The 21,695-nt window shown below is 68.1% G+C and carries 19 protein-coding genes and 9 pseudogenes; 13 read left to right on the top strand and 15 right to left on the bottom strand.

Translation table 11 applies throughout. From position 1 onward, the window contains the following. Positions 1-607: 607 nt before the first annotated feature. Positions 608-823, bottom strand: coding sequence for a DUF6243 family protein (locus OG819_RS54210; RefSeq protein WP_266635700.1), 216 nt, complete (start codon positions 821-823; stop codon positions 608-610). An 871-nt stretch (positions 824-1,694) separates the two neighbouring features. Between OG819_RS54210 and OG819_RS54205 the strand changes: the two genes are divergently transcribed. The 3 genes and pseudogenes from OG819_RS54205 to OG819_RS54195 form a co-directional block, all read left to right on the top strand. Further along, positions 1,695-2,033, top strand: coding sequence for a thioredoxin domain-containing protein (locus OG819_RS54205; protein WP_266657288.1), 339 nt, complete (start codon positions 1,695-1,697; stop codon positions 2,031-2,033). Between the two features lie 47 nt (positions 2,034-2,080). Next, the gene (locus tag OG819_RS54200) at positions 2,081-2,476 is read left to right on the top strand and encodes a hypothetical protein (RefSeq protein WP_266657286.1); all 396 of its coding nucleotides are present in this window, start codon (positions 2,081-2,083) and stop codon (positions 2,474-2,476) included. Continuing rightward, positions 2,418-2,738: pseudogene (locus OG819_RS54195) on the top strand (glycerol-3-phosphate acyltransferase); the annotation flags it as partial. The gene OG819_RS54200 and the pseudogene OG819_RS54195, both read left to right, overlap by 59 nt. 1 nt (position 2,739) lies before the next feature. Here OG819_RS54195 and OG819_RS54190 read toward each other — a convergent pair. Together OG819_RS54190 and OG819_RS54185 are read right to left on the bottom strand one after the other, a co-directional pair. Continuing rightward, positions 2,740-3,048: pseudogene (locus OG819_RS54190) on the bottom strand (transposase); the annotation flags it as partial. An 85-nt stretch (positions 3,049-3,133) separates the two neighbouring features. Continuing rightward, positions 3,134-4,012, bottom strand: coding sequence for a patatin-like phospholipase family protein (locus tag OG819_RS54185; RefSeq protein WP_266657284.1), 879 nt, complete (start codon positions 4,010-4,012; stop codon positions 3,134-3,136). Positions 4,013-4,408: 396 nt separating this feature from the next. Here OG819_RS54185 and OG819_RS54180 point away from each other — a divergent pair, with 396 nt between their 5' ends. Further along, complete coding sequence (locus tag OG819_RS54180) at positions 4,409-4,558, top strand: hypothetical protein (protein ID WP_266657282.1); 150 nt, start codon at positions 4,409-4,411, stop codon at positions 4,556-4,558. A gap of 902 nt (positions 4,559-5,460) precedes the next feature. After that, a pseudogene (locus OG819_RS54175) lies at positions 5,461-6,167 on the top strand (IS6 family transposase). A gap of 129 nt (positions 6,168-6,296) precedes the next feature. Here the strand turns inward: OG819_RS54175 and OG819_RS54170 are convergent. The 5 genes from OG819_RS54170 to OG819_RS54155 all read right to left on the bottom strand — a co-directional run bounded on the left by OG819_RS54170 (position 6,297) and on the right by OG819_RS54155 (position 10,477). After that, positions 6,297-6,785 carry a DUF5134 domain-containing protein gene (locus OG819_RS54170; protein ID WP_266657280.1) on the bottom strand — a complete coding sequence of 163 codons (489 nt, stop codon included), beginning with the start codon at positions 6,783-6,785 and terminating at the stop codon, positions 6,297-6,299. A 208-nt stretch (positions 6,786-6,993) separates the two neighbouring features. After that, complete coding sequence (locus tag OG819_RS54165) at positions 6,994-7,395, bottom strand: cupin domain-containing protein (protein ID WP_266635712.1); 402 nt, start codon at positions 7,393-7,395, stop codon at positions 6,994-6,996. Between the two features lie 394 nt (positions 7,396-7,789). Further along, positions 7,790-8,263: a carboxymuconolactone decarboxylase family protein gene (locus OG819_RS54160; RefSeq protein ID WP_266635714.1), complete on the bottom strand. Its 474-nt coding sequence runs from the start codon at positions 8,261-8,263 to the stop codon at positions 7,790-7,792. 188 nt (positions 8,264-8,451) lie between these two features. Beyond that, on the bottom strand, positions 8,452-8,727 hold the full coding sequence (locus tag OG819_RS59440; RefSeq protein ID WP_353962888.1) for a WD40 repeat domain-containing protein: 276 nt from the start codon (positions 8,725-8,727) through the stop codon (positions 8,452-8,454). 418 nt (positions 8,728-9,145) lie between these two features. Next, on the bottom strand, positions 9,146-10,477 hold the full coding sequence (locus OG819_RS54155) for a hypothetical protein (RefSeq protein ID WP_266657278.1): 1,332 nt from the start codon (positions 10,475-10,477) through the stop codon (positions 9,146-9,148). 50 nt (positions 10,478-10,527) lie between these two features. Here OG819_RS54155 and OG819_RS54150 point away from each other — a divergent pair, with 50 nt between their 5' ends. After that, positions 10,528-10,698, top strand: coding sequence for a hypothetical protein (locus OG819_RS54150; protein ID WP_266657276.1), 171 nt, complete (start codon positions 10,528-10,530; stop codon positions 10,696-10,698). Between the two features lie 25 nt (positions 10,699-10,723). On the opposite strand, the gene OG819_RS54145 is transcribed toward OG819_RS54150, so the two are convergent. Then, positions 10,724-11,497, bottom strand: coding sequence for an IclR family transcriptional regulator (locus OG819_RS54145; RefSeq protein WP_266635722.1), 774 nt, complete (start codon positions 11,495-11,497; stop codon positions 10,724-10,726). 136 nt (positions 11,498-11,633) lie between these two features. Here OG819_RS54145 and OG819_RS54140 point away from each other — a divergent pair, with 136 nt between their 5' ends. Next, entirely contained in the window at positions 11,634-12,827 is a 1,194-nt protein-coding gene (locus OG819_RS54140) for an FAD-dependent monooxygenase (protein ID WP_266657274.1), read from the top strand. On the opposite strand, the gene OG819_RS54135 is transcribed toward OG819_RS54140, so the two are convergent. The 3 genes from OG819_RS54135 to OG819_RS54125 all read right to left on the bottom strand — a co-directional run bounded on the left by OG819_RS54135 (position 12,817) and on the right by OG819_RS54125 (position 13,886). Further along, positions 12,817-13,098, bottom strand: a complete 282-nt coding sequence (locus OG819_RS54135) for a nuclear transport factor 2 family protein (protein ID WP_266635726.1) — start codon at positions 13,096-13,098, stop codon at positions 12,817-12,819. The genes OG819_RS54140 and OG819_RS54135 overlap by 11 nt on opposite strands. A gap of 62 nt (positions 13,099-13,160) precedes the next feature. Then, on the bottom strand, positions 13,161-13,565 hold the full coding sequence (locus tag OG819_RS54130; RefSeq protein ID WP_266657272.1) for a hypothetical protein: 405 nt from the start codon (positions 13,563-13,565) through the stop codon (positions 13,161-13,163). 27 nt (positions 13,566-13,592) lie between these two features. Then, positions 13,593-13,886 (bottom strand): DUF3500 domain-containing protein, encoded by a 294-nt coding sequence (locus tag OG819_RS54125; protein ID WP_266635730.1) that lies wholly within the window; start codon positions 13,884-13,886, stop codon positions 13,593-13,595. 136 nt (positions 13,887-14,022) lie between these two features. On the opposite strand from OG819_RS54125, the pseudogene OG819_RS54120 reads away from it, so the two are divergent. Further along, positions 14,023-14,212: pseudogene (locus OG819_RS54120) on the top strand (DDE-type integrase/transposase/recombinase); the annotation flags it as partial. Between the two features lie 84 nt (positions 14,213-14,296). Here OG819_RS54120 and OG819_RS54115 read toward each other — a convergent pair. Then, positions 14,297-16,003 carry an MFS transporter gene (locus OG819_RS54115; RefSeq protein WP_266657270.1) on the bottom strand — a complete coding sequence of 569 codons (1,707 nt, stop codon included), beginning with the start codon at positions 16,001-16,003 and terminating at the stop codon, positions 14,297-14,299. A 269-nt stretch (positions 16,004-16,272) separates the two neighbouring features. Between OG819_RS54115 and OG819_RS54105 the strand changes: the two are divergent. Continuing rightward, a pseudogene (locus tag OG819_RS54105) lies at positions 16,273-16,488 on the top strand (amino acid transporter); the annotation flags it as partial. An 83-nt stretch (positions 16,489-16,571) separates the two neighbouring features. Then, a pseudogene (locus tag OG819_RS54100) lies at positions 16,572-16,681 on the top strand (site-specific integrase); the annotation flags it as partial. A 71-nt stretch (positions 16,682-16,752) separates the two neighbouring features. On the opposite strand, the pseudogene OG819_RS54095 reads toward OG819_RS54100, so the two are convergent. Next, positions 16,753-17,241 (bottom strand): annotated as a pseudogene (locus OG819_RS54095) (TetR family transcriptional regulator C-terminal domain-containing protein); the annotation flags it as partial. A 1-nt stretch (position 17,242) separates the two neighbouring features. Here OG819_RS54095 and OG819_RS54090 point away from each other — a divergent pair. From OG819_RS54090 to OG819_RS54085, 3 genes and pseudogenes are all read left to right on the top strand, one after another. Beyond that, positions 17,243-17,491: pseudogene (locus tag OG819_RS54090) on the top strand (indole acetimide hydrolase); the annotation flags it as partial. Positions 17,492-17,495: 4 nt separating this feature from the next. Then, a pseudogene (locus OG819_RS58985) lies at positions 17,496-17,780 on the top strand (hypothetical protein); the annotation flags it as partial. Positions 17,781-17,920: 140 nt separating this feature from the next. Beyond that, the gene (locus OG819_RS54085) at positions 17,921-18,667 is read left to right on the top strand and encodes a phosphotransferase family protein (protein ID WP_266635734.1); all 747 of its coding nucleotides are present in this window, start codon (positions 17,921-17,923) and stop codon (positions 18,665-18,667) included. Positions 18,668-18,937: 270 nt separating this feature from the next. On the opposite strand, the gene OG819_RS54080 is transcribed toward OG819_RS54085, so the two are convergent. Further along, complete coding sequence (locus OG819_RS54080; RefSeq protein ID WP_266657268.1) at positions 18,938-21,691, bottom strand: alkaline phosphatase family protein; 2,754 nt, start codon at positions 21,689-21,691, stop codon at positions 18,938-18,940. Positions 21,692-21,695: the final 4 nt, after the last annotated feature.

Raw genomic sequence — 21,695 nt, 5'->3', positions numbered from 1 at the left:
CGCTCTCCGACATAGCGCCCCCTCGATGAGGTCGAGCCCGCTGTGCGACCTCCTGGGTTTCGGTCAGTGGCCGCTCCGAGCCGCCGGTCTCCGGCTCCTCGTTGTAGATCCGGTAGGGGATGGCGACGGTCTCGCCCTGCACCTCAACAACCTCGAATGACTCCGCTGGCGCTAGCCTGGCATCCGGCATGACCGCCAAGACGCTCTGCACGGCACCGGCAAGATGTGCCGGAAAGGCTGCCACAAGGACATGCGTGACGTTCGACGGATCCCGAGGCAGCTGCATGACACGAGGAGGGCGGCGAGCCCTCGCTCCCTCAGCCGCCCGCCTCAACGATGCGGGGCAGGCTTTAGCTGCGGTGTCGCCCGGGCTGGGCACGGGGAACGCGCTGAGGTGCTGGTGCAGCTCGGGGTGGTGGCGGTGACGGGGCTGCCGAATCTGCGGCTGCCCCGGGTGGTCAGCCGAGACGCGGGTGGTCGGCCGAGAGCTGAGCGGGACCGGCCGCGCCCGGTACGGCAGCAGGGCCCCGATACGACAGCAGGGCCCGGACCGCGCGTCGCGGTCCGGGCCCTGCCTCGTGCGGTGCCGCCCTACGGCGGCGGTGCGTCAGCTCTGTGCGGTGTCGTCGCCCGCCTGCCCGGCGCCCTCAGCTGCGCCTGTCCTCTCGCGCATCTTGCGCACCAGCTCCGCCTTCTGGTCGGCTGCACCCTGGCGGTCGCGGTTGCGGTGCGGACCGTTGTTCTGCCGTTCGGCGCGGGACAGCTTCTTGCGCTGGCCGCCGCCCATGCCCACGGGGTTGTTGATGTTCTTGCTCACGGTCACGGATTCTCCCGGTAATGATGTGAAGTGATCTACGGATTCATCGGTGGAGGACGGGCGGCGACGTCGAAGGACGTCAGCAGGGGCCCATCACGCTCTCACTCGTAAATCGGCGTCTGGAAGAACATGACAAAGACATTACCCGCTTCCGTCGGCCCCGCACACCAACCTTTTCGCCGTCCCGGCGTCGGCCGGGCCTTCGGCGAGCGCCCGGGGTCAGCCGTTTCCTTCCGGGAATCTCAGCACCGCCAGCACCCGCCGGTGGTCGCCGCCCGCCCGGGCAGGTCCAGATGGGCGTTACTGGGCCGCCGCGGGCGTTGTCAGTGGTCGCGAGCACACTGACGGCATGAGAGATCATCTCACTTGCGCCCCGCCGTTACGGGACAACCTTTACACCACACTCAAAGTGCTCCAGGACAGCGGAACTCCGCCAGTTATCCCAGGGCAAAGACCGGCAGAAGGTCGACCAGCTGAAGGAGCCGATCGCTGAGCACGGCCTCGAAGAGCCGATTCTGCTCTGAATCGAACCGCGCTGGCGCGACATCTACGTGTCACGACAGCCACCACCGGTCCATCACCGTCATGGAGTTGGGACTCCTGATGACAGTCTCCGACCACCGCGCCGAGATGACCATCCGCTTCGCCATCCGGGACCAGATCACCGGCGCTGCCAGCCGGCCCGCCACGGCCTGAACACAGGCCCTGACCGCGGGCCCACCACGCCCCGACGCACCATCAGACAGTCACGTACTCAACAACGTGACAACGCCCTCACGCGCCCATCGGTCAGCCAGACGACCGACCGGACTCAGCCTGCCCCACCTCGCGGGGGAAGATGGGGATGAAATGACGGAACGCGAGGTCAGGAGCTTCCATGGCGAAGCGGATTCACCAACCCCGTGAGGACGCGGAGTTCGATTTCATCCTCGGGATGAGCGGAGTCCCGGTCCTCGCATACTTCACCGGGACATGGCCCAAGGCAATCGAGCCTTGCCGGGCGATGGACCTCGTCGTGGGTGACATCGCAGACGAATACACGGGCCGCCTGACGGCCGTCCGCACCGACATGACGCGCTGTCCGTCCGCAACCAAGCGATACGGGATCACCGGAGCCCCGTCCTACGTCCTGCTGAAGGAGGGGGAGGCGGTGGCCCACGGCACGGGGCCTATGACCATCGCCGAGGTACGGGAGTTCCTGGACGGCCACCTCTGAGCGGTCGCCGCGGCACTGCGGCCGCCACGTCCCTCACGCAAGCCGTAGTGCCCGGGCTGCGGGCGTCGGTGGTGGAGCAGGCGCGCGCGGCCGGGCTCACGGTGGAGTACATCGACGAGCGGCCGGACGAACCGGCGATGGGGAGGCGCTTCTACCCGCTGCGGCAGCCCCACGAAGCGGAGCTGCGCCGGGAGCTCGGTGACGACCAGGCGGCGCGGGAGGACGAGCTGGTCCTGCCCCGGTTGGCGACGCGCGAGGCCGTGGCCGTGACGCTGAGGAGGCCTTCGGGCGGCGGATGGGGTCACCAGGGTCAGGGCTCGCGAGGTGGACGGGGTGTCGGGTGGCTCGGGTTGCGTGCTCTCCGCAGGGTCATGGGGAACGACGATGGCGAAGGTGTTCGCCGACGCCGGCAGCGACGTCACGATCCACGCCAGACGGCCTGAGGTCGTCGCCGAGACCAACGTCCGGCACCAGAACGCCCGGTACCTGCCCGACGTTGTCTTGCCCGACCGGCTCCGCGCGACAGTAGACCCAGTCGAGGCGCTCGCCGGGGCCCGGCATGCCGTGCTGTCGATCCCGGCGCAGGCGCTGCGGGCGAACCTCGCCGCCTGGGCCCCGCACATCGAGCCGGACGCGGTCGTGGTGAGCTCGATGAAGGGTGTCGAGACGTACTCCGGGATGCGGACGTCGGAGGTGATCCACCAGGTCACGGGCATCTCGTTCGAGCGGATCGCGGTGCTATCCGGGCCGAACCTGGCCCGGGAACCCCGGCCGCGGCCCTCCGCAGGATCTCCCGCTCGAGCTCGAGTTCCTTCACCCGCGCCCGCAGCTGCCGGTTCTCCTTCTCCATCGCGGTGGCCTCCACCGCGCCAGGGCGGGCGGCCTGCTCGGCATTCCGCACCCACGTGCGGAGCGTCTCGTGGTTGACGCCCAGATCCTTGGCCACCGACGCGTACGTCCCACCCGGGCTCGAGCGATACAGCGCGACGGCATCGACCCGGAACTCAGACGAGTACTTCTACGTCCCCAACGGGAACTCCTGTCCTATAGATCATCACGATCCAATGATCAGGGTGTCCACGATCAAGGGGAAACGCCCTTCACAGGCTGCCCCCCGATATGGAAGAAGTGGATGCCTCGCCCGGACTGGCGGGTGTCGAAGGTTCGTCGACCCGATACAGTCCCGGACCGCTGATGCGCAGTCCGTCGAGAAAGCGCCCCGCCGTGCGGGACGCGGTGCTGATCAGGCGCTGAGTCTGGCGGAAGTCCCACGGAGCGGGCCAGGCCTCGATGCCGGTCGGCAGCACAACGGTCGGGATGTGCTTGGACACCTCGTCCAGGTCACGCTCGATCTGATGGTGCAACAGCACCAGCCCGGCCCTGGCGGCGATCGCGCTGGCACGCCGGCGCGTGGCGGTGGGGCGCAACGGCGAACTCTCCGGCCCGGTCGGCACCACCACCACGCTGGCCGCCCCGGCCTGCAGGGCCGCCAGTACCGGGACATAGGCGGTCACTCCGCCGTCGACGAGCACCCGGCCCTCACGTTCCACCGGGGGCAGCATCCCGGGAACGGCCGCGCTGGCCAGCAGCGCGGACTCGAGGTCTCCGTGGTCGAGCAGTACCGGATCGCCGGTGTCCAGGTCCGTGGCCACCGCGGTGAACGGGACCGGCAGCTGCTCGATCCGTGACGGCAGCCCAGCCCCAGCGATCAGTCGACGCAGGCCGCGATCGGTGAAGATGCTGGCCCGTGAGAACAGGCGGTAGCCGAGCGGATACACCTCACGTCGATGCAACTGGGTCCACACGTGGTCCAGCCACGGCGCGGCCTTGTCGGGGTGGGCGGCCGCAATGGCCCCGTTGAGGGCACCCACCGAGGTTCCGATGATCATGTCCGGGACGAATCCGTGCTGTTCCAGCGCGTACCCGATACCGACGTGCGCCGCTCCGAGTACCCCACCGGCGCCCACCACCACTGCCACGGGACGGGGAAGAGCGCGCAAGCCCGCCGACGTCGGGTTCCCTGGCGGCCGGCTCGATGACGAGGGAATCGTCCCCCTGTCGCCCGTCATGGTTCGACGTCTCTCACGGCTACTCGACGACTTGCCTCCGCCGCAGCGCATGCCCATGAGGTTGGTCTTTGAGGCAAGTAACCCTCCGCTTTTCTGATCATGGCGCCGAATCGGATCGGTTTTCCAAGTAAGACCGGGTGGCCACGCGGTTTGTGACACCGCCGACCAGGCGTGTCCCGGTGAGGCCCGTTACTGAGACCCGTGACAACGCACTGCATCCGCAGGCCTGGAGGTGCATGCCGTCTCGCGAGACCTGTGGCTCCGGTGGTCTGTCAGCACTGTCAAGCGGAGAGGTCGAGTACGCCGGTGACCTCGAGCCCCACGCCCCAGGCCGTGAGCTACGTCATCGAGTTGTTGCCCGAGCAGACCGGCGGGCGCGGGATCTCCGTTGTCTACCGATACAGCCAGAACCTGGACTCGGCGCTCATTCTCTGGTTGATCGCCGGCCGTCCGTAGCGACCGCGGTCACCGAGGCGCCCGCCGTGGGGGTGCAGGTACTTCCCTGTCCTCCAGGGGCCTGGTCGACGACGGGTAAGAGCCGAGGTGCGCGACCCGCAGGCCCGAGGGAGGCCAGTCGTAGGTGCGGACCAGGACCCGGTCGAGCCGTCGAGGCCGACGCTCACCTCGTACGCGATCCGACCGTCCGGCCGGTCCTGCTGGGCCATCACGGTGGCCGTACCCTTGCCAGCGGTGGCGACGACACAACCGCGCGCCTGTGGGACCTGCCTACCTCATCCTGGCTCCCGATGGTGTGAATCACTTCGGATCACCCGCCGCGGCCGGTCGACGTCACCGCGGTCTTTCCTCAACGCGTCACCATGAGCGCCGGGTTGAGAGGGCGGACGGAACGGCGCAGCCGCTGTGGGCCTCGCGGGAGCTGTCACATTGGCTGGTTCCCGAGATGATCTCGGGGTTGGTCATGGTGGAGGAGGGTGTCCGTGGGGCCCGGGTTCGACGTAATTCGGAGCCTCTGGAGCAACGGCATGCCCGCTGGCCTGCGGCTTCACCTTCTCGGCTGCCGCAGGTCGTTTCTCTGGGCGTTCGCGTTTCCGCAGGTGGCGGGGCCTCCGGTGCGGCTTCCGAGGACCTGGCCGAAGACCGTCTCGAAGCCGCTGCGTGATCGACGATAGAGCGTCGATCACGGACCCCATCCTGAGGCCGCCAACTTGCCCCGTTTCAGAGGGGTTTATCTCCACCGTCCCTCGGCTCATTGTTGGCCCATCGGCCTGATCGGCCAAGCCGCTTACCTGCCCGTTTCTCTATGCCCAAAGAAACGGGCGATTCGGGGCGCAAGCGGAGAGTCCGCAGGTCAGCGGGCACCTCGCGCCTCCAGGCGAGACGAATTATGTCGAACGCGAGTGGGGGACGCGTCGCCGTCGCACAAAGGGCACCGGTACCCGGTCGAGGTCATCTCCCCCTGTGCGTGGCTGTACTTCCGCTTCCCGCTGTCGTTCCGCGAGGTAGCGGAGCTGATGCTCGAGCGCGGTCTGATCATCTCGCATGAGACGGTGCGGCGGTGGTGTGGGAAGTTCGGCCAGGACTACGCCGACGTGCCGCGCCGCAGGCAGTCCCGGCCTGGCGACACGTGGCATCTGGACGAGGTCTTCATCAAGGTGACGGGGAGCGGAAGTACCTGGGGCGGGCCGTGGAAAGAAGGGACGGTGCTGATGAACATCCTGGTTCAGAAGTGCCGGGACACCGCCGCGGTCAGGAGCTTCTTTCGCCACCTGCTGACGACGCGTACGGTGGCGCGGGTGGTCGTCACGGACAAGCTCCGCTCCTACGGCGCGGCCCACAGCGGGGTCATGCCTTCCGTGGAGCACCGCTCGCACAAGGGGTGAACAACAGGGCAAAGAACAGTCACCAGCCCACGAGGCAGCGGGAACACGCGATGAAAGGCTTCCGCTCAGCGCAGCGGTTCCTGTCCGCGTTCAGCGGCATCTCACCCTACTTCCGACCCCGCCGCCACCTGATGAACGCCCCTGAATACCGCGCCGAGATGACCATCCGCTTCGCCATCTGGGACCAGGCCACCAGTGTCGCCGGCCTGCCTGCTGAAGCCTGAGCACCGACCCCAAACCCGACTTCCGCCACAACCCGCGGGCTGCGTGCTGACGGCAACAGGAATACGCCCCTGATCCGTGCTGCCGGGCCGTGCGTCGGCCACATCCTGCGGTCCGGGGGCTGTCGGCGGTCAGTGGTGCATGAGCAGCATGATGACCGTTCCCAGGGTCATCGATCCGTCCCAGAAGTGGCCGAAGGGCTCCGCGATGCGGGTGGAGATGCGTTCGGCGTTCGAAGTTCTGCGTAGCGCGGGCATGTCACGGGTCAGTGACCGAAGAGCGCACACAAGGAGGTACAGCGACAGAGCTCCGATGACCGCGTTGCCGGCCGTCGATTCCCCTGCGGAGTGACCGAGATGCGTGGCCTGGTGCGCCGCTGGGAGACCTTCGGCCAAGGTCTCGTGCGAGGCGGAAGCCATGGAGTGCGCCATCCAGGCCATCGTGGCCATGCCGGCCGTGTACTGCAGCCTCTGTGCGGTCGCAGTCAGTACCGACTTCTCGCAGCGGCTGACGGCGCTCAGCGGAAACCACAATGCTGCGGCTGCGAACAAGGCCGTCAGCGGCGCCTCCGGCAGCATGCGCCCCCAGCTCCAAGGCATCATCGCCATAGTCAGAGCCATGGCGGTGTGTGTGCAGGAAATGGTCAACTCGACTGCGCCACCTGGCACTCCGCGACAGGACGCCATGCCGCAGCGCGCGGATGGCCGCTGCCGCGAACAACGCTGTCAGCATGCCGTACACAACATCAGTGGCGCTCATGCCTCATTGCGCCCTTTCCCGGAGCAGACGAGCTCCGTTCGGACCCGGACTGTTCGAGTAAGCGGCAGGTCAGTCGGTGGGCCGCGGGGCGCGCAGGTGAGCCCGCTTCTCGAACTCCTCTTCGTCGACCATCGTGAGCATCGGCTGGCCAGGGACGCACATCATGAACACGATGTACTTGGCCGGCGCGTCCGACAGGGCGTTGCCGTTCTGGTAGCGGATCACGTCACCGCCCGGCTCCCAGAACGTCTCACCGGCCTTGATCACGCGCTCCGGCTCACCCTCGAACTCCCACCGGAGCTCGCCTTCGATCACGTAGCCGAAACACGGCCCCGAGTGGCGGTGCGGAGGCGTCCCGGGGTCACCGGGAGGCCACTTGACGAGGACGGTCATCCCCGAAGCCCCCTCGGGAATGAAACGCGGCTTGACGTCCGCCAACATCGCGGGACCGAACCCGTCCGCTGAGTCCATCTCATGCACTGTGCCAACTCCGTAAGACCTGCCCGGATTGGACGTTCTCGCGTCGGCGATTCCGGGCTCAATCAGCTTTTTTCACGGTGAAGACACAGCACGGCCCGCATCGGTGTCCCGCCGTCTGTCTTCTGCCGTCTGTCTTCTGCCTCTGCGCAGAGTCTCGAGACCACCCAGCCTCTTGCCGGCCTCCACAGTCCGGGAGGCCGCGGCAACGAGACCGCGGCCCGCACTCGCGTTTGACGGCGGCCTCGGGGAAAACACGGTCGATCCTCGATAAGTACCGTCGCGTGGTTGAGCGTGGACGGCTGGCACCCGAAGTCCCTCTCTCCGCCGGAGGCCGGGGCGACACGGAGACGGATCATGTGCGTGCGGTCGGGCCGGACGCCCTGACTCAGCCGAACTGGCCCACTTGGTAACTGCCTGCGGGCTCCTGGTTGATGATGTTGATGCGGTTGTAGCTGTTGATGACGGCGATGAGGGAGATCAGCGCGACGAGCTGGTCCTCATCGAAGTGCTTGGCGGCGTTCGCCCAGGCCTCGTCCGTGACCCCGCCGGCCGCGTCCGCGATCCGGGTACCCTGCTCGGCCAGCTCCAGTGCGGCGCGCTCGGCCTCGGTGAAGACCGTCGCCTCCCGCCAGGCGGCGACCAGGTTGAGCCTCACCGAGGTCTCCCCGGCGTGGGCCGCGTCTTTGGTGTGCATGTCGGTGCAGAAACCGCAGCCGTTGATCTGGCTGGCGCGGATCTCCACCAGATGCTGAATGGCGGTCGGCAGCGTCGAGTCCGACAACACCTTGCTGGCCAAGTAAAAGTGCTTCAGCACCTTGGCCGCCAGGCCATTGCCGTAGTAGTTGAGACGCGCATCCACGGGTCCTCCTAGCAGCGTCGGCGTTACGCACTACTGACCGGGCAACCCGGCAAGGTGTGACACCGAGACGCTGTGTGCTGTGAGTCTCCGCGACCACGTCATCGCCGTATTGACGGCACCCTCGACGCACGTGCCGATCGAACTGGGGCGTGACGCGGGCATTCGGCGTTGTCTCCACGCCTTTCCTGTCATGGGCACGGGGGGTGGTAGGGCAGGTTGCCGACGTAGCGTCTCCACTCACTCTTGGTCAGGGTATGAGCAGTAACGGCGCAAACGCGGCGGGTTGTGCGCCCGGCGTCAAGTGCCCAGAGGCGGATCACACCGTCTTCACCCCCCGTGGCGAGGGTCTGGCCGTCGGGGCTGAACAAGAGGCTCTCGACGGAGGACGCTTGGCCGGAAAAGGAATGCCCTTTGGCGGCGGGGTGGACTGGATCAGCCGTGTCCCACAGCTGGATCTCGCCCATCCGGGGTACTGGTATCCCACAGCTGAATCGTCTCATCGCCGCAGGTCGTGGCCATTGTTCGGGCATCGCTGCTGAACCCGGCCGGGGTCAGGTCGCCGCAGTCAAGAAGCATGACCGGCGGCAGACGCCATACACGAAGCGTCTGGGTATCCTCCACGATCAGACTCTGACCGTCAGGCCCGAACGCCATGGCCGTCTCTCCCTGCGCCTGTGAACGGCTGCTCAGCGGCTGTCCCAGGCGTCTGGGTGACTCGGGCACGGTGGTGTTCCACAGTTGGATTCCGCTGGGTCCGATGACGGCGAGGAGTCGGCCGTCCGGGCTGTAGGCGACGGCGTCAGCGCGTGTCCCGCCGGGAGCGCTCACCTGCTGATTCAGGTTCTCATCCAGGGCATACGGATGCCGAGGATCGGTGATGTCCTACAGCCACACTTGTTCGTGGTCGGCGCCGCCGGTGGCTAGAGTCTGTCCGTCTGGGCTGAAGACAAGAAGGTCCCCGTCAACCACCCGTCCGCTGAGCACCGAGAGCGCGGTGGGACGATTGCGTCGGGAGATGTCCCAGAGTTGCACAGTGCCGTTGTCGGTGTCGCGCGTCGCCAGCAGCGGCCGACGCGGGCTGAAAGCCGCAAGGTCACATGGCATGGACCGGACGAGCTCGGGGTGGCTGATGTTGTGCACGTTCCACAGGGAGGAGGTGCGCTCGCCGCCTACGAGAAGCATGCTGCCATCGTGGCTGAAGGCCATGAACTGCCCAGGGGCGTCTCCGGGCGGAGGGAGCGTGCCGAGCTTACGAGGGTGGGACAGGTCAGAGGTGCTCCACAGGCCGACGGTCAGGTCATAGTTCGCAACGGCCAGGACTTGTCCGTCGGGGCTCAGTGCCGCCTTCCACCCCGCCAACGCCCTGCCGACAGGCTTGGGGTGCGTGAAGTGGCTGGTGTCCCAAAGCCGTATGAGGTTGTTTCCGGTCAGAACCAGGACGCGGCGCGCGGAATCGTAAGCCACTCTTCCATTGCCCGGCGTGTAGCCGCTGGAGTTTGCGTCCTTGTTCCGCTCCCGTACCTCGGTGAAGAGCGGTGCGGTGGCTTCGCTGATGAGATTCGTGTACGTCTGCGGCGAGGGCCGCATGCGGTAGGCGGTGATGTCGAGTTGCGCCGCAAGCGCTTCATTTTGATATTGAGTGGGAAGGTCTGCGGCACGCAGCCGGTCTGCCTCAGCGGCGATTTGACGGGAGATCGCAGTGGTCCGCTCGTTGCGCGCCGTGGCACGCTGCTGGAGGGAGATGGCCACAGCTGCACAGGAGACCAGGAGGAGGGCAGATAGGCCTGCGACAAGGGAGCGCAGGCGTCGGGTGATCCGCACTGCAGCCCGCCGTTCATCCGCGCGCGCGGCAGTACTTGCGGCGAGAAACTCCTCCTCCAGCACGGTCAGTTCGCGTCCGCGACCCGGGGCGGCGAACGCCTCCTCTGCGGTGTCCAGCCGAGCGCCACGGTAGAGCGCGCCAGGGTCACGGTCCAGCGCGTCCCAGGCCTGCGCCGCCTCGGTGAGCCGACGGTGCGCACGCAGCCGTTCGCGGTCGGTGTCGATCCAGCCGCGTAGCCGAGGCCAGGCGGTGATGAGCGCCTCGTGCGCCAGGTCGACGGTGTCGTGGTCCAGGGTGATCAGCCGGGCGCGGGCCAGCCGCTCCAGTACGGTCGCGACGTCGCCGGGGCCGTCCGCAGGGCCTGGCCCAGCAAGGATGCGTTGCTGCTGCACCTACTGGAACGCCTTGAGGCTGAGACCGAGGAAGGGACGGACCTCACCGAGTGCCGCCGCGGGACGGTCTGTTCCGCGTCGAGGAGAGCATCCGGCACACCTACCTCAGCGAACACTCCGACACCAACCTCGGCGTCCTGACCGCGGAGATCCGCACGCTGCCCGAGCTCAACGCCGTCTTCCTCCGTGCGGTCATCGGCCCACGCCGACCACCAGCCTGAATATCCAGGCCTCAGGAGAGCCGGCCTATCGGACTCCGGCCGAGGGATGCCAGCCCAGCCTGCGAGACACGGCCAGACCGGAGGCGATGACCGCCGGCCGTATCGCCCGGAGATCGACCGACCCGGCGCCCACGACGACCGACAGGGCCGCGACCACCTCACCATCGGCGTTCAGGATCCGGGTGGCCACCGAGTCAACCCCAAGCGTCGTCTCCTCACGGACGACAGCCACACCGGTCTCGCGGCACTCCGCCAGCATCGACCGCAGCCGCGCCGGATCGGTGACGGTGCGCTCGGTGTACGTCGGCAGGCCCTGCGCAACAACCTGCTCCACCAACTCGGGGCCGGCGTGCGCGAGCAGCACCTTGCCCACGCCGGAGCAGTGCAGCGGCAGCCTCCCGCCGAGCCTCGACATCACGTCGACCGCCTTGCCCGCCGACAGCCGCTCGACGAGAACCGCTTCTGTGCCCTCCAGTACCGCCAGCTGTACGTGCTGGCGCAGTGCGGTGTGCAGGTCGTCCATGAACGGGAGTGCGGCGGTGCGCAGCGGGACACTCAGCGGTGCCAGCGTGCCCAGCTGCCACAGCTGGATGCCCACGGTGAACCCGCCGTCCGGTGCCCGGTCCAGCAGCCCGGCCTCGACGAGTTCCAGCGCCAGTCGGCGCACTGTGGCATGGGGCAACCCGGTCTGTCGGGTCAGGTCGGCAAGGGTGAGCCGGGACCGGCCGGGCCGGAACGCGAAGAGAACGTCGAACAGCCGTGAACTCACGCTGCGACCGGGCTGACCGGAACGGGGCATCAGACGTCAGCTCCTCGTGGCGGCCGCCGAAAGGGGGTGTCCATTGAATGAACATAGATGTTCTCGGCGGTGATGGAGGCCGGTGAGAATCGAGTTCTTACCAGGACGTTCGCCTTCGAGGCAGAGGAGTGGCTCCATGCCCGACCTTGTGCACGGCCCGCGGATCGCCATCATCGGGGGTGGCATCGGCGGTCTGGCCGCCTGCGCCTTCCTGCGCCGCGCGGGGCTGACCGCCACCGTCTACGAGCAGGCTCCCGCACTCGCCGAGGTCGGCGCCGGACTCGTCGTGGCCCCCAATGCCGTACGGCTGCTGCGTCGGCTCGATGTCATGGAGCGGTTCCTGCGCCGGGCGGTGCCGCTGGACTGGGGCTGGGAGTTCCGTCGCTGGGCGGACGGGGGCGTGCTCTCGGTGGAGAAGCTGAGCGGTGTGTGCGAGCGGCTCTACGGCGAGCGCACTTATGCCGTTCACCGGGCGGATCTGCTTGGCGCCGTCAGGAGTGCCGTGCCCCATGAAGGGATACGGCTGGGCGCACGGTGTACGTCGGTCGAGCCGCGCCCGGACGGCGCGCTGCTGCGCTTCGCCGACGGCAGCCAGGTCGAGGCCGATGTCGTCATCGGCGCCGACGGCGTGCACTCCGTCGTGCGTGGCGCGGTGGCCGAGCCCGCCCCGCCGGAGTACTCCGGCATCTGTGCCTTCCGCACCGTCGTGCCCGCCCATGCCGCGCCCGAGTTCGCGCTTCGCCCTGCTCAGACCCTCTGGCTGGGGCCCGGACGGCACTTCGTTCACTATCCGATCGCCGACGGGAGCGCCGTCAACATCGTGGCCTTCGCGCCCGCCGGGGACTTCACCGACGAGTCCTGGAGCGCGACGGCCACGATCGAGGAGTTCCATGCCGAGTTCGCCGGCTGGGATCCGCGGGTGACGGACCTCATCACCTCCGGCGGGGTTCCCGGCCGCTGGGCACTGCTGGACCGGACACCTCTACGGCACTGGAGCCGGGGCCGGATCACGCTGCTCGGGGACGCCGCGCACCCCATGTTCCCCTTCTTCGCCCAGGGTGCGGCCCAGTCCATCGAGGACGCGGCCGTGCTCGCTCGCTGCCTGGCCGCGTCCGCGGACGACCCCGAACAGGCGCTGAAGCGGTACGAGTCGGCACGCATCGAACGCACCACGCGCCTTCAGCAAGTCAGCCGCGCCCGCCGGGACATCAACCACCTGCCCGACGGGCCCGACCAGCAAGCCCGGGACGCGGCACTCGCCGCAGCCGACCCCCTGGTGAGCAACGGCTGGATCTACGGCTACGACGCCGAGGAAGCACTCACCTCGTGAACGACCTCACCGGCCGCAGAAGCCGCTGCGCGACGGCGCGCTCCCCCGCCACGTCCGAGGTGTGCCCGCCCAGGAAGTGCAGGATGCTGACGCCGTTGTCGAAGCCCTCCTTGCTGGCGGCTATGAAGTCCGCGGCCGGGCCCTGGAACCATGTGGCGCTCATCCAACCGTCCGGATGCCAGGTGGTGGCGAATCGGTTCCAGTGGCCGGCGTCCCGCCACAGCGCCCAGTTCTCCACGAGCTGCCTGATCTTCGTCTGATCCGCGTTCATCGAGACCTCCGCCTCATTTGATTGCCGGCAGCGATCGACGGGTGCGTGCGTTGACCGTGTGGTCAGGCACCTGGCTGCTCGGCGGCTTCTTCTTCGGACCGGTCCGGGTGGAGCCGGTCCAGCAACCGCAGTCCCTCCCGTGCCCACTCGACCTCCGCGCGGGCGCGGGCGATGAGGCCGCTGTACGCGAACGCCCTGAACTCCACGACCGCGTCCTGCTCGCTCGCCGGTGTGCGCTCCAGGCGGGCCAGGAGCAGGGGAACACGGCGGGCGAGGATGTCCTCGCGCTGCTTCTCGTACGACGCCCGGGCGTCTTCGTGGAACCGCACGTGCGTCTCCAGTCGGGCACGCGCCGCCTCCGGACTCGCCCATTCGAAGTAGGCCGCCTTGAGACGCTGGGGGTCCCGCTCGCGCCGTGGTTCCTCGACCTCGTCCACCCAGGACCGAAGCTGATCCCGGCCGGTCAACGCCTGCGCCGAACTTGGATCCCGCATTCAGACGGACCGGTGTTCCTGCCAGGCGCGTACGTAGGCGCGGCCGTAGTCGTTCCCGTGGGGAGTCCGCAGCACGGTGTGGATGTGGAACGGTTTCGGGGTGTCGTAGTCGAGGAAGACGCCGCAGTGATGGTCGAGTTCGGCGATGAGCACCGGTGACTGGACCCGGTAGTAGAAGACGTACGGTCGGCGGCGCCGACATACCCGTGCCCTCCGCCGAAGACGGTCTGGACTGGGAGGGCGAGATGCCTCCGCTTGGTGGTGTAGCTGCGCGACCTCGCGCGAATCGTCCACGCCTGTCTGCGGCTCGGGCAACCCTGTCGGCCCGAGCTGGCTGTGTTGGGGACTTCGGGGCACCTGAGACCGGGCCTGCCGACGTCAGGTCCGCCGGCGGAACAGGCCGCGGAGCCCGCCGGGTTCCTACCCGTCGACCTATGTACGGACCTGGTCCGGCTGGGTCTGTGTCGCCTTCGTCCGTGTACTCGCGGATGATCGTCGGATGGCAGCTTGCCACCCACATGCGCCTCGAACTCCCGCTGAATGCCCTGGAGATGGCGCTGTGGCGGCGCGGCATCAAGAAGGGCTCCGGCCTGATTCATCACAGCGACAGGGGCAGTCAACCCGGGGTGCGGGGCTTCGCTGCCCCGATACACGCGACCGCGGAGACGGCCGGCCCGCCCACGGCCGGCCGGCTCCGCGTCCGGTCACTCCTCGGCGGCGGCGAGGGCGGCCAGTTCGCGGTCGACCGCTAGCTGGTGCGCCTCGGCGTCCTCACGCGCCTTCTTCGGGCTCCAGCGACCTGCCATCACGAAGACGAAGGGTAGGAAGAGCACCTGGCCGCCGACGCAGATCCACCACCAGTTGCGCCACTCGCCAGGCCCGTCCTTCGACGCCTTCTGGACCTCGGGGCCGTACTCCTGCAGCAGCTTCAGCTGCGGCGCCGCCTTCTGCACGACACCCAGGTTCTCCGCACCGACCTCCTTGACGGCGCGGGCGCCCAGCGCGGGCGGCACCGTGGTCGGGGTGTACTTGTTCAGCTCGGCGAAGAGCTGAGGGTGCGCGTTGACGATGGCCAGCGCGGGCGCAGCCTGCACCGAGGCGGCCTTGACCTCGGTGCCGTGCTCCACGAGCGGGGTCACGGAAGTCACCAGCACCGGGATGAAGGCCGCGGAGACGGCGACCACGATGCGCACCGTCCAGCCCCACACCGCCAGGCCCGCCGCGGTTGCCGCCGGGTTGTGCTTCTCCACGGTCTCGGTGAAGCTCGCCATCCAGGGCGCGTAGGCGATGCCGCTGAAGACGCCGATGCCGATGAACAGCCAGGCGAAGGTGTAGTAGTCGGTCGTCAGGTGGGTGGCGCGGGTGGCGAAGATCGCGGTCACCACGACGGAGCCGACCGCGCCGACGATCATGAAGGGCTTGCGCACCTTCAGCCGGTCCGAGAGCAGGCCGACCAGGACCAGGGCGATGGCGTTCGCCCCCCAGTACCAGTTGGCCAGCGCGTTCGTGCGCTGCTCGCTGTAGCCGAAGGTGGTCGCGAAGTAGACGACGAAGTTGCCGACCGCCGCGTAGTACAGCAGCAGGAACACGGCGATGGCGAAGGCCGAGCCCAGAACGTCCAGGCGCATCATCTGCCGCCACTCGCCGCGGCGCACCGCCTCGGTGTCCAGTCCCTTGGCGCGCGCCTCGACCAGTGCCCGGTCCCGCAGCGACACCATGATCTGGTCGCGCAGCGCCGGGGACAGCTCGCGCAGCGCGAAGATCGCGACGACGAAGACGACGAACCCCGCGATCGCCGAATAACGCAGCTCGTCCTGCCAGGTGGCGCTGTCGAGGGTGTTGCTGGTGACGGTGGTGACCACCAGGGAGCCGATGACTGGGCCCATCGTCCAGTACCCCATCGCGGTGGCCCGACCGAGCTGCGGGGAGAAGTCCCTGATCAGCGCAGGGGTGGCGACCAGCACGATGCCCTCGATGAAGCTGACGAGCGCGAAGAGCACCAGATAGGTGGTCTTGTTCGCCGCGTTCGGCAGCCCGAAGAAGACCAGCAGCGCGGCGATCAGCAGCCCGTAGACCACCAGATTCGCCCGACCCCAGCGATCCGCAAGACCGGCCACGAGCGAGGCGAAGGCCCCGATCGCGTTGCCGATCACCGAGACCCAGACGAAGTAGCGGTATGTCATGTCGAAGTGCGTGATGATCGACGTCGCCACCGCGTACTGGATGTACAGCATGTAATACAGGACGACGGTGGTGATGACCACAATCGCGAGATACGCCATACGGCGACCGGTGGGCGGGTAGTCCGCCAGGTCGCGGCGGTACAGCCAGGCCAGCGGGCCGCGGGCGTCCACGGCGGGCCCATCGGGCGTGGGTCTGTCGGCGTCGAACGCCGTCGAAGTGGCGGACATACGGCTCCTCCTGGGATACGGAAACCGGGTGTTTGCGTCGGGGCGACGGGAGCGCGCTGCGCCCGGCTCCGAGAGCGTGGCCAGAGGCTAGTACCGACTAGTCGGTACGCCTAGGGGTCTGCGCAAAGTCATTCACCCCGTTCATCACCCGGCCGCCGACGGACCCCAGCGAAGCCGTCCAGAGCGACGAGCAGATCCGCAGCCGCACCATGACCCTGCTCATCGCCGGCCACGACACCACCGCCGGCGCTCTGGCCTGGGCCCTGCACCAGCTCGAACTCCCGCTGGTCTTCGCCGACGACGGCTCGGCAGTGCAGGCGTCACCCGAACCCGAGCGTCCATTCACCTACCCGTCCTCATGCTTCGTGACGGGCACCATCCATGGGACGTCAGTCCCGTGCTCGTCCGCCGAACAGCAGGTCTACTTCCACCAGGGCTACGAGCCCTCGGAACGCGATCGTCACGACATGGCACAACTCCGCCGCCTGAACTTATGGATAGCTCGGTGGCTCGTCATGGGTTCTGATCTGGTGCTTTGCGTGGCGGACATGTCCGTGACGGGTTACGCCGGCCGCTGGCCTCGGTCGCGGACGACGAGATCGGCGAGGCTGCCCTGGAACTGCTGTGGGGCACTTCTGCGGTGAACACCTGAACTCCCGCCGGGCGTCGGTGCTGTCCGCCCCGGTACAGCCGACGCTGATCGCAGGCGGCCCGATTCGCCTGTCGCTTCCCGCCTCACTTGGTGCGGTTCACGGAAGTGGGGAGTCTGGGGAGGGGGTGCGCGTGATCGGTTGGTCCCAGAGGCCGGCCAGGTGCGTGTGGAGGACGTCGTGTGCTTCGTGCGGGGTGAGGTGGCCGACGAGGACGTGCACGGTGAGGCCGTCCGCGAGGGCGAGGAGGGTGCGGGCCTCGAGTTGCGGATCGAGGCGCACGGCGCGGTCGGCGCCGTCGCCGGCTTCCGAGATGAGGCGGGTGAACGCCTCCTGCAAGGTTGCGTAGTTCGCCGTCAGCGTCCCTGCAAGCGCCTTGCTCACAGCCGCCTGCGCAACGAAGGCGAGCCAGACCCTCGCCTCGGCGCGGTGCTCTTCCCGGAGCAATGAGATCTCGGTGGCCGCGTGGCCCAGGGCGGTGCCGGCCGACTGGGCCGGGCTCCTGAGGAGGCGGGCCTGTACGCGCTCGCTGATCCGCTCGCTGATGTGCCCGAGAGCGAACACGAGCATCTCTTCCTTGGTGCGGAAGCTGGAGTCGCGTGACAGGTCAGGTAGGGACCGTGTCGGGTCGGGAATGCGTCTGTGCACCGTGACCAGCTTCGTGGGCGTACCCGGCGTGGCCATACCGACCGGGATGGTCGACGGGCTCCCCTGCGGAGTACAGATCGTCGGGCGCGCGTTCCGGGAGGACCTGTGCCTGGGCGCAGCCCAGGCGATCGAGGACCGGCTCGGCGTTCTCACACCGGTCAACCCGCGACTGGGAGGCCGGGTTGATTGAGCCCTTGGGCCATAGAGGGCGCGCGCGGCGCCCCCTCTACCCCTCACGCTCCTGCCCCGGCGACTTGGTCGGTCTCCTCGCCCAGACCGACCGGCGCGCCGCCTACGCGGGCCTCGCCCTCGGCGCGACCTCCTTGGCGGAGGTCGCAGAACTGGCCAAGCTCCGCCCACCGGCCGCTGCCGCGGCTCTGCAGAAGCTGACGGACGGCCGGATCGCCGCCTTCGACAGCGAAAAGCGCACGTACACGCTGCTCGACGACACTTTCCGGCTCGCAGTCCAGGCCGAGGTTCCTAACAAAAGTGGTGGGCTTGACCTGGTCAGAGGTCGGTGTCGCGCACGAGGCCGCCGGGTAGCGGGACGCGGTCAGCCGCGTAATCGCACGCGATAAACCCGGCGACTCGGCGATGATCCCCGGGATACTGGTCGCCCATGGATGAGGTCAAAGTCGTCGTCGCCCATTCCGAGCGCGCGACTCTGCGCGTCGGCGACGTGTTCTTGAAGGTGGACGCCGATCAGGCGCGCATCGACGCCGAGGTCGAGGCGATGTCCCTCGCGCCGGTCCCGACCCCGGAGGTTCTGTGGCGCAAGCCGCCCGTGCTCGCGATCGCCGCACTCCCGGGGACGACGCTTGGGCGCCTCGGCGGGCCGTCGACCGGGTCGCCTGCGGCGTGGGCTGCGGCGGGCGCCGCCATCCGGAAGCTGCACGACGCGCCCCTGCCGCCCCTGCCGGGCCGGGCCGGCCGGAGCATCGTCGCGCTGGCGGCGGAACTCGACGACGAGTGCGAGTTGCTCGTGACGAACGGTGTCCTGCCCGCTGATCTGGTCACCCGCAACCGCCAGGTCGCCGAGGCCGCGCTCCGGCCGTGGACTCCGGCGTTCACGCACGGCGACCTGCAGATCGCGCACGTCTTCGTCGACGGCGACGAGGTAACGGGCATCATCGACTGGTCCGAGGCGGGCCAGGGTGATGCCCTGTACGACCTCGCCACCTTCACGCTCGGACACGAGGAGCACCTCGACGACGTCGTCGCCGGCTATGGCACCGACATCGACCTCGACGTGATCCACGCGTGGTGGTCGTTGCGAAGCCTGCTGGTGGTTCGCTGGCTGATCGAGCACGGCTTCGACCCGTTCGCGCCGGGCTGTGAGGTCGACGTGCTGAGATCCCGGATGTGAGGCTGCGCGGGCCCGACTGCCACGAATGCGTGCTGAGGCATCGAGCAGGCCATCCCCTGGGGCGCGTCGCCTGCCCTTACTCTCGACAAAGTGCGGTGCGCAGTCGTCGCCAACAGATGTATGAGTTTTTCGGCAGGGGCAGGTCCTCCGCTTGGGCAGACGTCGATGGTCCAACAAGTCCGCATCCTGTATGTGCCGCACAGGGGGACGGAAGGGGCCCCTGGACGGCGGTGACGCCGCACAGGGGGCCCTTGACGAGGTGAGCCTGCGTCAGCCGTCGGACTCCGACGAGGGGATGTAGGCGCCCGGGACGTCCTTGGGCGCGAAGATCTTGTTCTCGCCGGGGTAGGGCTTCGTCCACTCGTGTGTCTGGTACCACGTGAAGTGGTTCATCTGTGCGGGGTTCGCGAAGTCGGGAATGGCGCCCGGCCCGGTCAGCCGCTGGTGCGACTTCCACTCCTCCCACTTCGCCGCGAGTGCCCGCTTGCTGGCCGGCACCTTTGCCGAGGGCACGGCCGCTGCGCTGGGGTCCTGCGGCGCCGGGGTGTCCAGGCCGCAGGCAGGCGGGGTCTTCAGGCCGTCGGTCAGCGAGGTCCGGTTGGGCAGCACCTTGAACGGCGTGAAGTCGGCGTGCCGGGTGAACGCCCCACGCATCGGGCTGGCCGCGCTGTCCTTCTGGTTCATCGGGTGGATCCCGAGGATCTGCTCGATGGTCCGGATCATCGTGATCTGCGAGTAGTAGCGGCTGTCGACGGTGCCGTGCTGGGCCCAGGGGCTGATGATCTGGATCGGGGCACGGTGGCCGTCGACGTGGTCGAGGCCGGCCTGGGAGTCGTCCTCGACGACGAAGATCGCGGAGTCCTTCCAGTACTTGCTGTGCGAGATCTCGTCAACCATCCGGCCGACCGCGAGGTCGTTGTCCGCGACCTGAGCGGCCGCGTTCGCCGGACCACCGGTGTGGTCGTTGGAGAGCCAGAACATGTTCAGGTTCGCCGGACCGTTCTTCTCGAAGTCCTGCTTCCAGATCTGCTCCTTGTAGATGTCCGGGATGCTGGTGTCGAACAGCGGGAAGCCGGGCACCGACACCTTGTTGAGCGATGGGATCGCCGAGCCCGTTTGAATGGGGTAGGCGGTGTCCTGCCCGGTCGCCTCCATGTTCTTGGTGTCGCAGTAAAGGTTCTGCCAGGACGCGCCGGCCGGCTTGCTCTCGAACGACTGGAACTCACCGAAGTCCTTGACGGACTTCCCAGCCGCCTGCGCACCGGTCCAGATGAAGCCGGACTTCTGGTGGCCGAGAGCGTCGTCCTCGGTGTCGTAGCTGCGCGTGTACTCACCGGCCGAGGACTCGGTGTACTCCGGGTCATCGGCCTGCATCAACCAGTTGTGACCCTCAGCGGAGTTCGTGCCGATGTCGTACGTGTTGTCGTACAGCCCGAACTGCGAAGCCAGCGCGTGCTGGTTCGGCGTCACGTTCTCGCCGAACTGCGTCACCGACGGGTCGCCGTTGCCCTGCGGCATGTCACCGAAGACCTGGTCGTAGGTCCGGTTCTCCTTGACGATCATGAAGACGTGCTTGATCGTCGAGGGAGCGCCGAGCCGCGCCGGGACCGGCACCGGCCTCTGGTTGCCCTTCCCATGGGCCAGCGAGACCGAGCCGCGGGTCCAGCCGTTCTGTTGGAAGACCTTGCCCGTCTGGGACCTGATGACGCTGTCGTCCGGCAGCGTGAACTGCGTCAGGCTCGACGTCGTGTCGTGGGTGCCGTGCCCGGCCTTGCTGGTGGGGCGGCGGGCGTCGATGCCACGGGTGTTGGAGACGACCACCTTCTTGCCCACGGTGGTGATCTCCGCGGGGAAGTAGTCCGTCGGGAGCAGGCCGACGTAACTGGTCGGCTCCTGCGGGGACTTGTACCGGTAGACGGCGACGGCGTTGGCGCGGCCGAGCGTCACCAGCAGACGACCGTCGTCGGTGAGCGTCACCGCGTCGGGCTCGTAGCCCACCGACGCCTCCGGCCACGGCTGGGTGGCGATGGTCTGCACGACCTTGTTCTTGCGGGTGTCGATGACCGACACATTGTTGTCGGCGGTGTTGGTGACGAACACCGCCCCGTTCTTGGCGTACAGGGCTGTCGGGTGCAGACCGACGTCGATGCTCCCGACGGCTGCGGTCGGGTCGGCCAGGTCGATGACACTGACCGTGCCGGTGGTGGTAGCACCGGTCTCCGGGTTGGCCGGAACCTGGGTACCGTAGGAGTTGATCGTGGTGTCGCCGGCCTTGGCCGGACGCCCGCCCTCGTTGCTGACGTAGAGCTTGTTGCCGGCCATGGCGATGCCACGGGGTGCGTTGCCAACGGCCCAGCTCTGCTTGATGGTCCCGGTCGCCGCGTCGATGGCGGCCACCCGGTTCTGGCCGTTGACCGCGCAGTACACGGTGGAGCCGTCGGCCGAGAACACCGCGGCACCCACGAGTGCGTGCTTGGAGCCGTCGGCCGGGATCGGGATGGCCGTCGGGCTGGCGAGGGTGCCGTCCGGGTTCACGGTGAACTTGGTGTAGCCGTCGCTCTGGCCCAGCCACAGCTGCGAACCGTCGGGCGAGTACGTCGGGCCCTCCTGGCCGACGGCGCCGCTCGGGATGCGCAGGTCGTCCGTCGAGGCGGTGCCGACGCGCTGCTTCACCTGCCCGGTCTTGAGGTCCATGACGACCAGCGACGCGTCACCGTCGGTGATCGAGGCCGCGAGATGGCTGCCGTCCGGGCTGACCGAGGACGACATGATCTTGCCGTTGTTGATGACGGTGCGGCTGCCGTACGGGGCGATGTACTGGTCGCTCGAGATGACCTGACCGTTGGCGGTGACTTGGCCGACCTGCTGGGTGGCGAACTGGCTCGTCGAGGCAACAGCGGTGCCCGTGACGGCGAGGGCCACAGCGATGCCCGCCGCTACCAGAGTGCTCCGGCGGCCGACGCGTCTGCCAAAGAGGTTGATCTGTTCCTTCTCGTTGCTCCGACGTTGCCGTGCTACCTGCATGGAG

Source organism: Streptomyces sp. NBC_01549, from assembly GCF_026339955.1.
Taxonomy (GTDB): Bacteria; Actinomycetota; Actinomycetes; order Streptomycetales; family Streptomycetaceae; genus Streptomyces.
Note: the sequence above shows the minus strand (reverse complement) of the source record. Positions and strands in the feature narration are given on the sequence as shown.

Bases quoted from the DNA above. Each gene is read 5' to 3' on its own strand.
- OG819_RS59440 (WP_353962888.1), bottom strand. From the start codon at position 8,727: ATGGGCGAGATCCAGCTGTGGGACACGGCTGATCCAGTCCACCCCGCC.
- OG819_RS54135 (WP_266635726.1), bottom strand. From the start codon at position 13,098: ATGAACGCGGATCAGACGAAGATCAGGCAGCTCGTGGAGAACTGGGCG.
- OG819_RS54085 (WP_266635734.1), top strand. From the start codon at position 17,921: ATGGATGAGGTCAAAGTCGTCGTCGCCCATTCCGAGCGCGCGACTCTG.
- OG819_RS54115 (WP_266657270.1), bottom strand. From the start codon at position 16,003: ATGTCCGCCACTTCGACGGCGTTCGACGCCGACAGACCCACGCCCGAT.
- OG819_RS54165 (WP_266635712.1), bottom strand. From the start codon at position 7,395: ATGGACTCAGCGGACGGGTTCGGTCCCGCGATGTTGGCGGACGTCAAG.
- OG819_RS54170 (WP_266657280.1), bottom strand. From the start codon at position 6,785: ATGGCTCTGACTATGGCGATGATGCCTTGGAGCTGGGGGCGCATGCTG.
- OG819_RS54205 (WP_266657288.1), top strand. From the start codon at position 1,695: ATGGCGAAGCGGATTCACCAACCCCGTGAGGACGCGGAGTTCGATTTC.
- OG819_RS54080 (WP_266657268.1), bottom strand. From the start codon at position 21,691: ATGCAGGTAGCACGGCAACGTCGGAGCAACGAGAAGGAACAGATCAAC.
- OG819_RS54140 (WP_266657274.1), top strand. From the start codon at position 11,634: ATGCCCGACCTTGTGCACGGCCCGCGGATCGCCATCATCGGGGGTGGC.
- OG819_RS54145 (WP_266635722.1), bottom strand. From the start codon at position 11,497: ATGCCCCGTTCCGGTCAGCCCGGTCGCAGCGTGAGTTCACGGCTGTTC.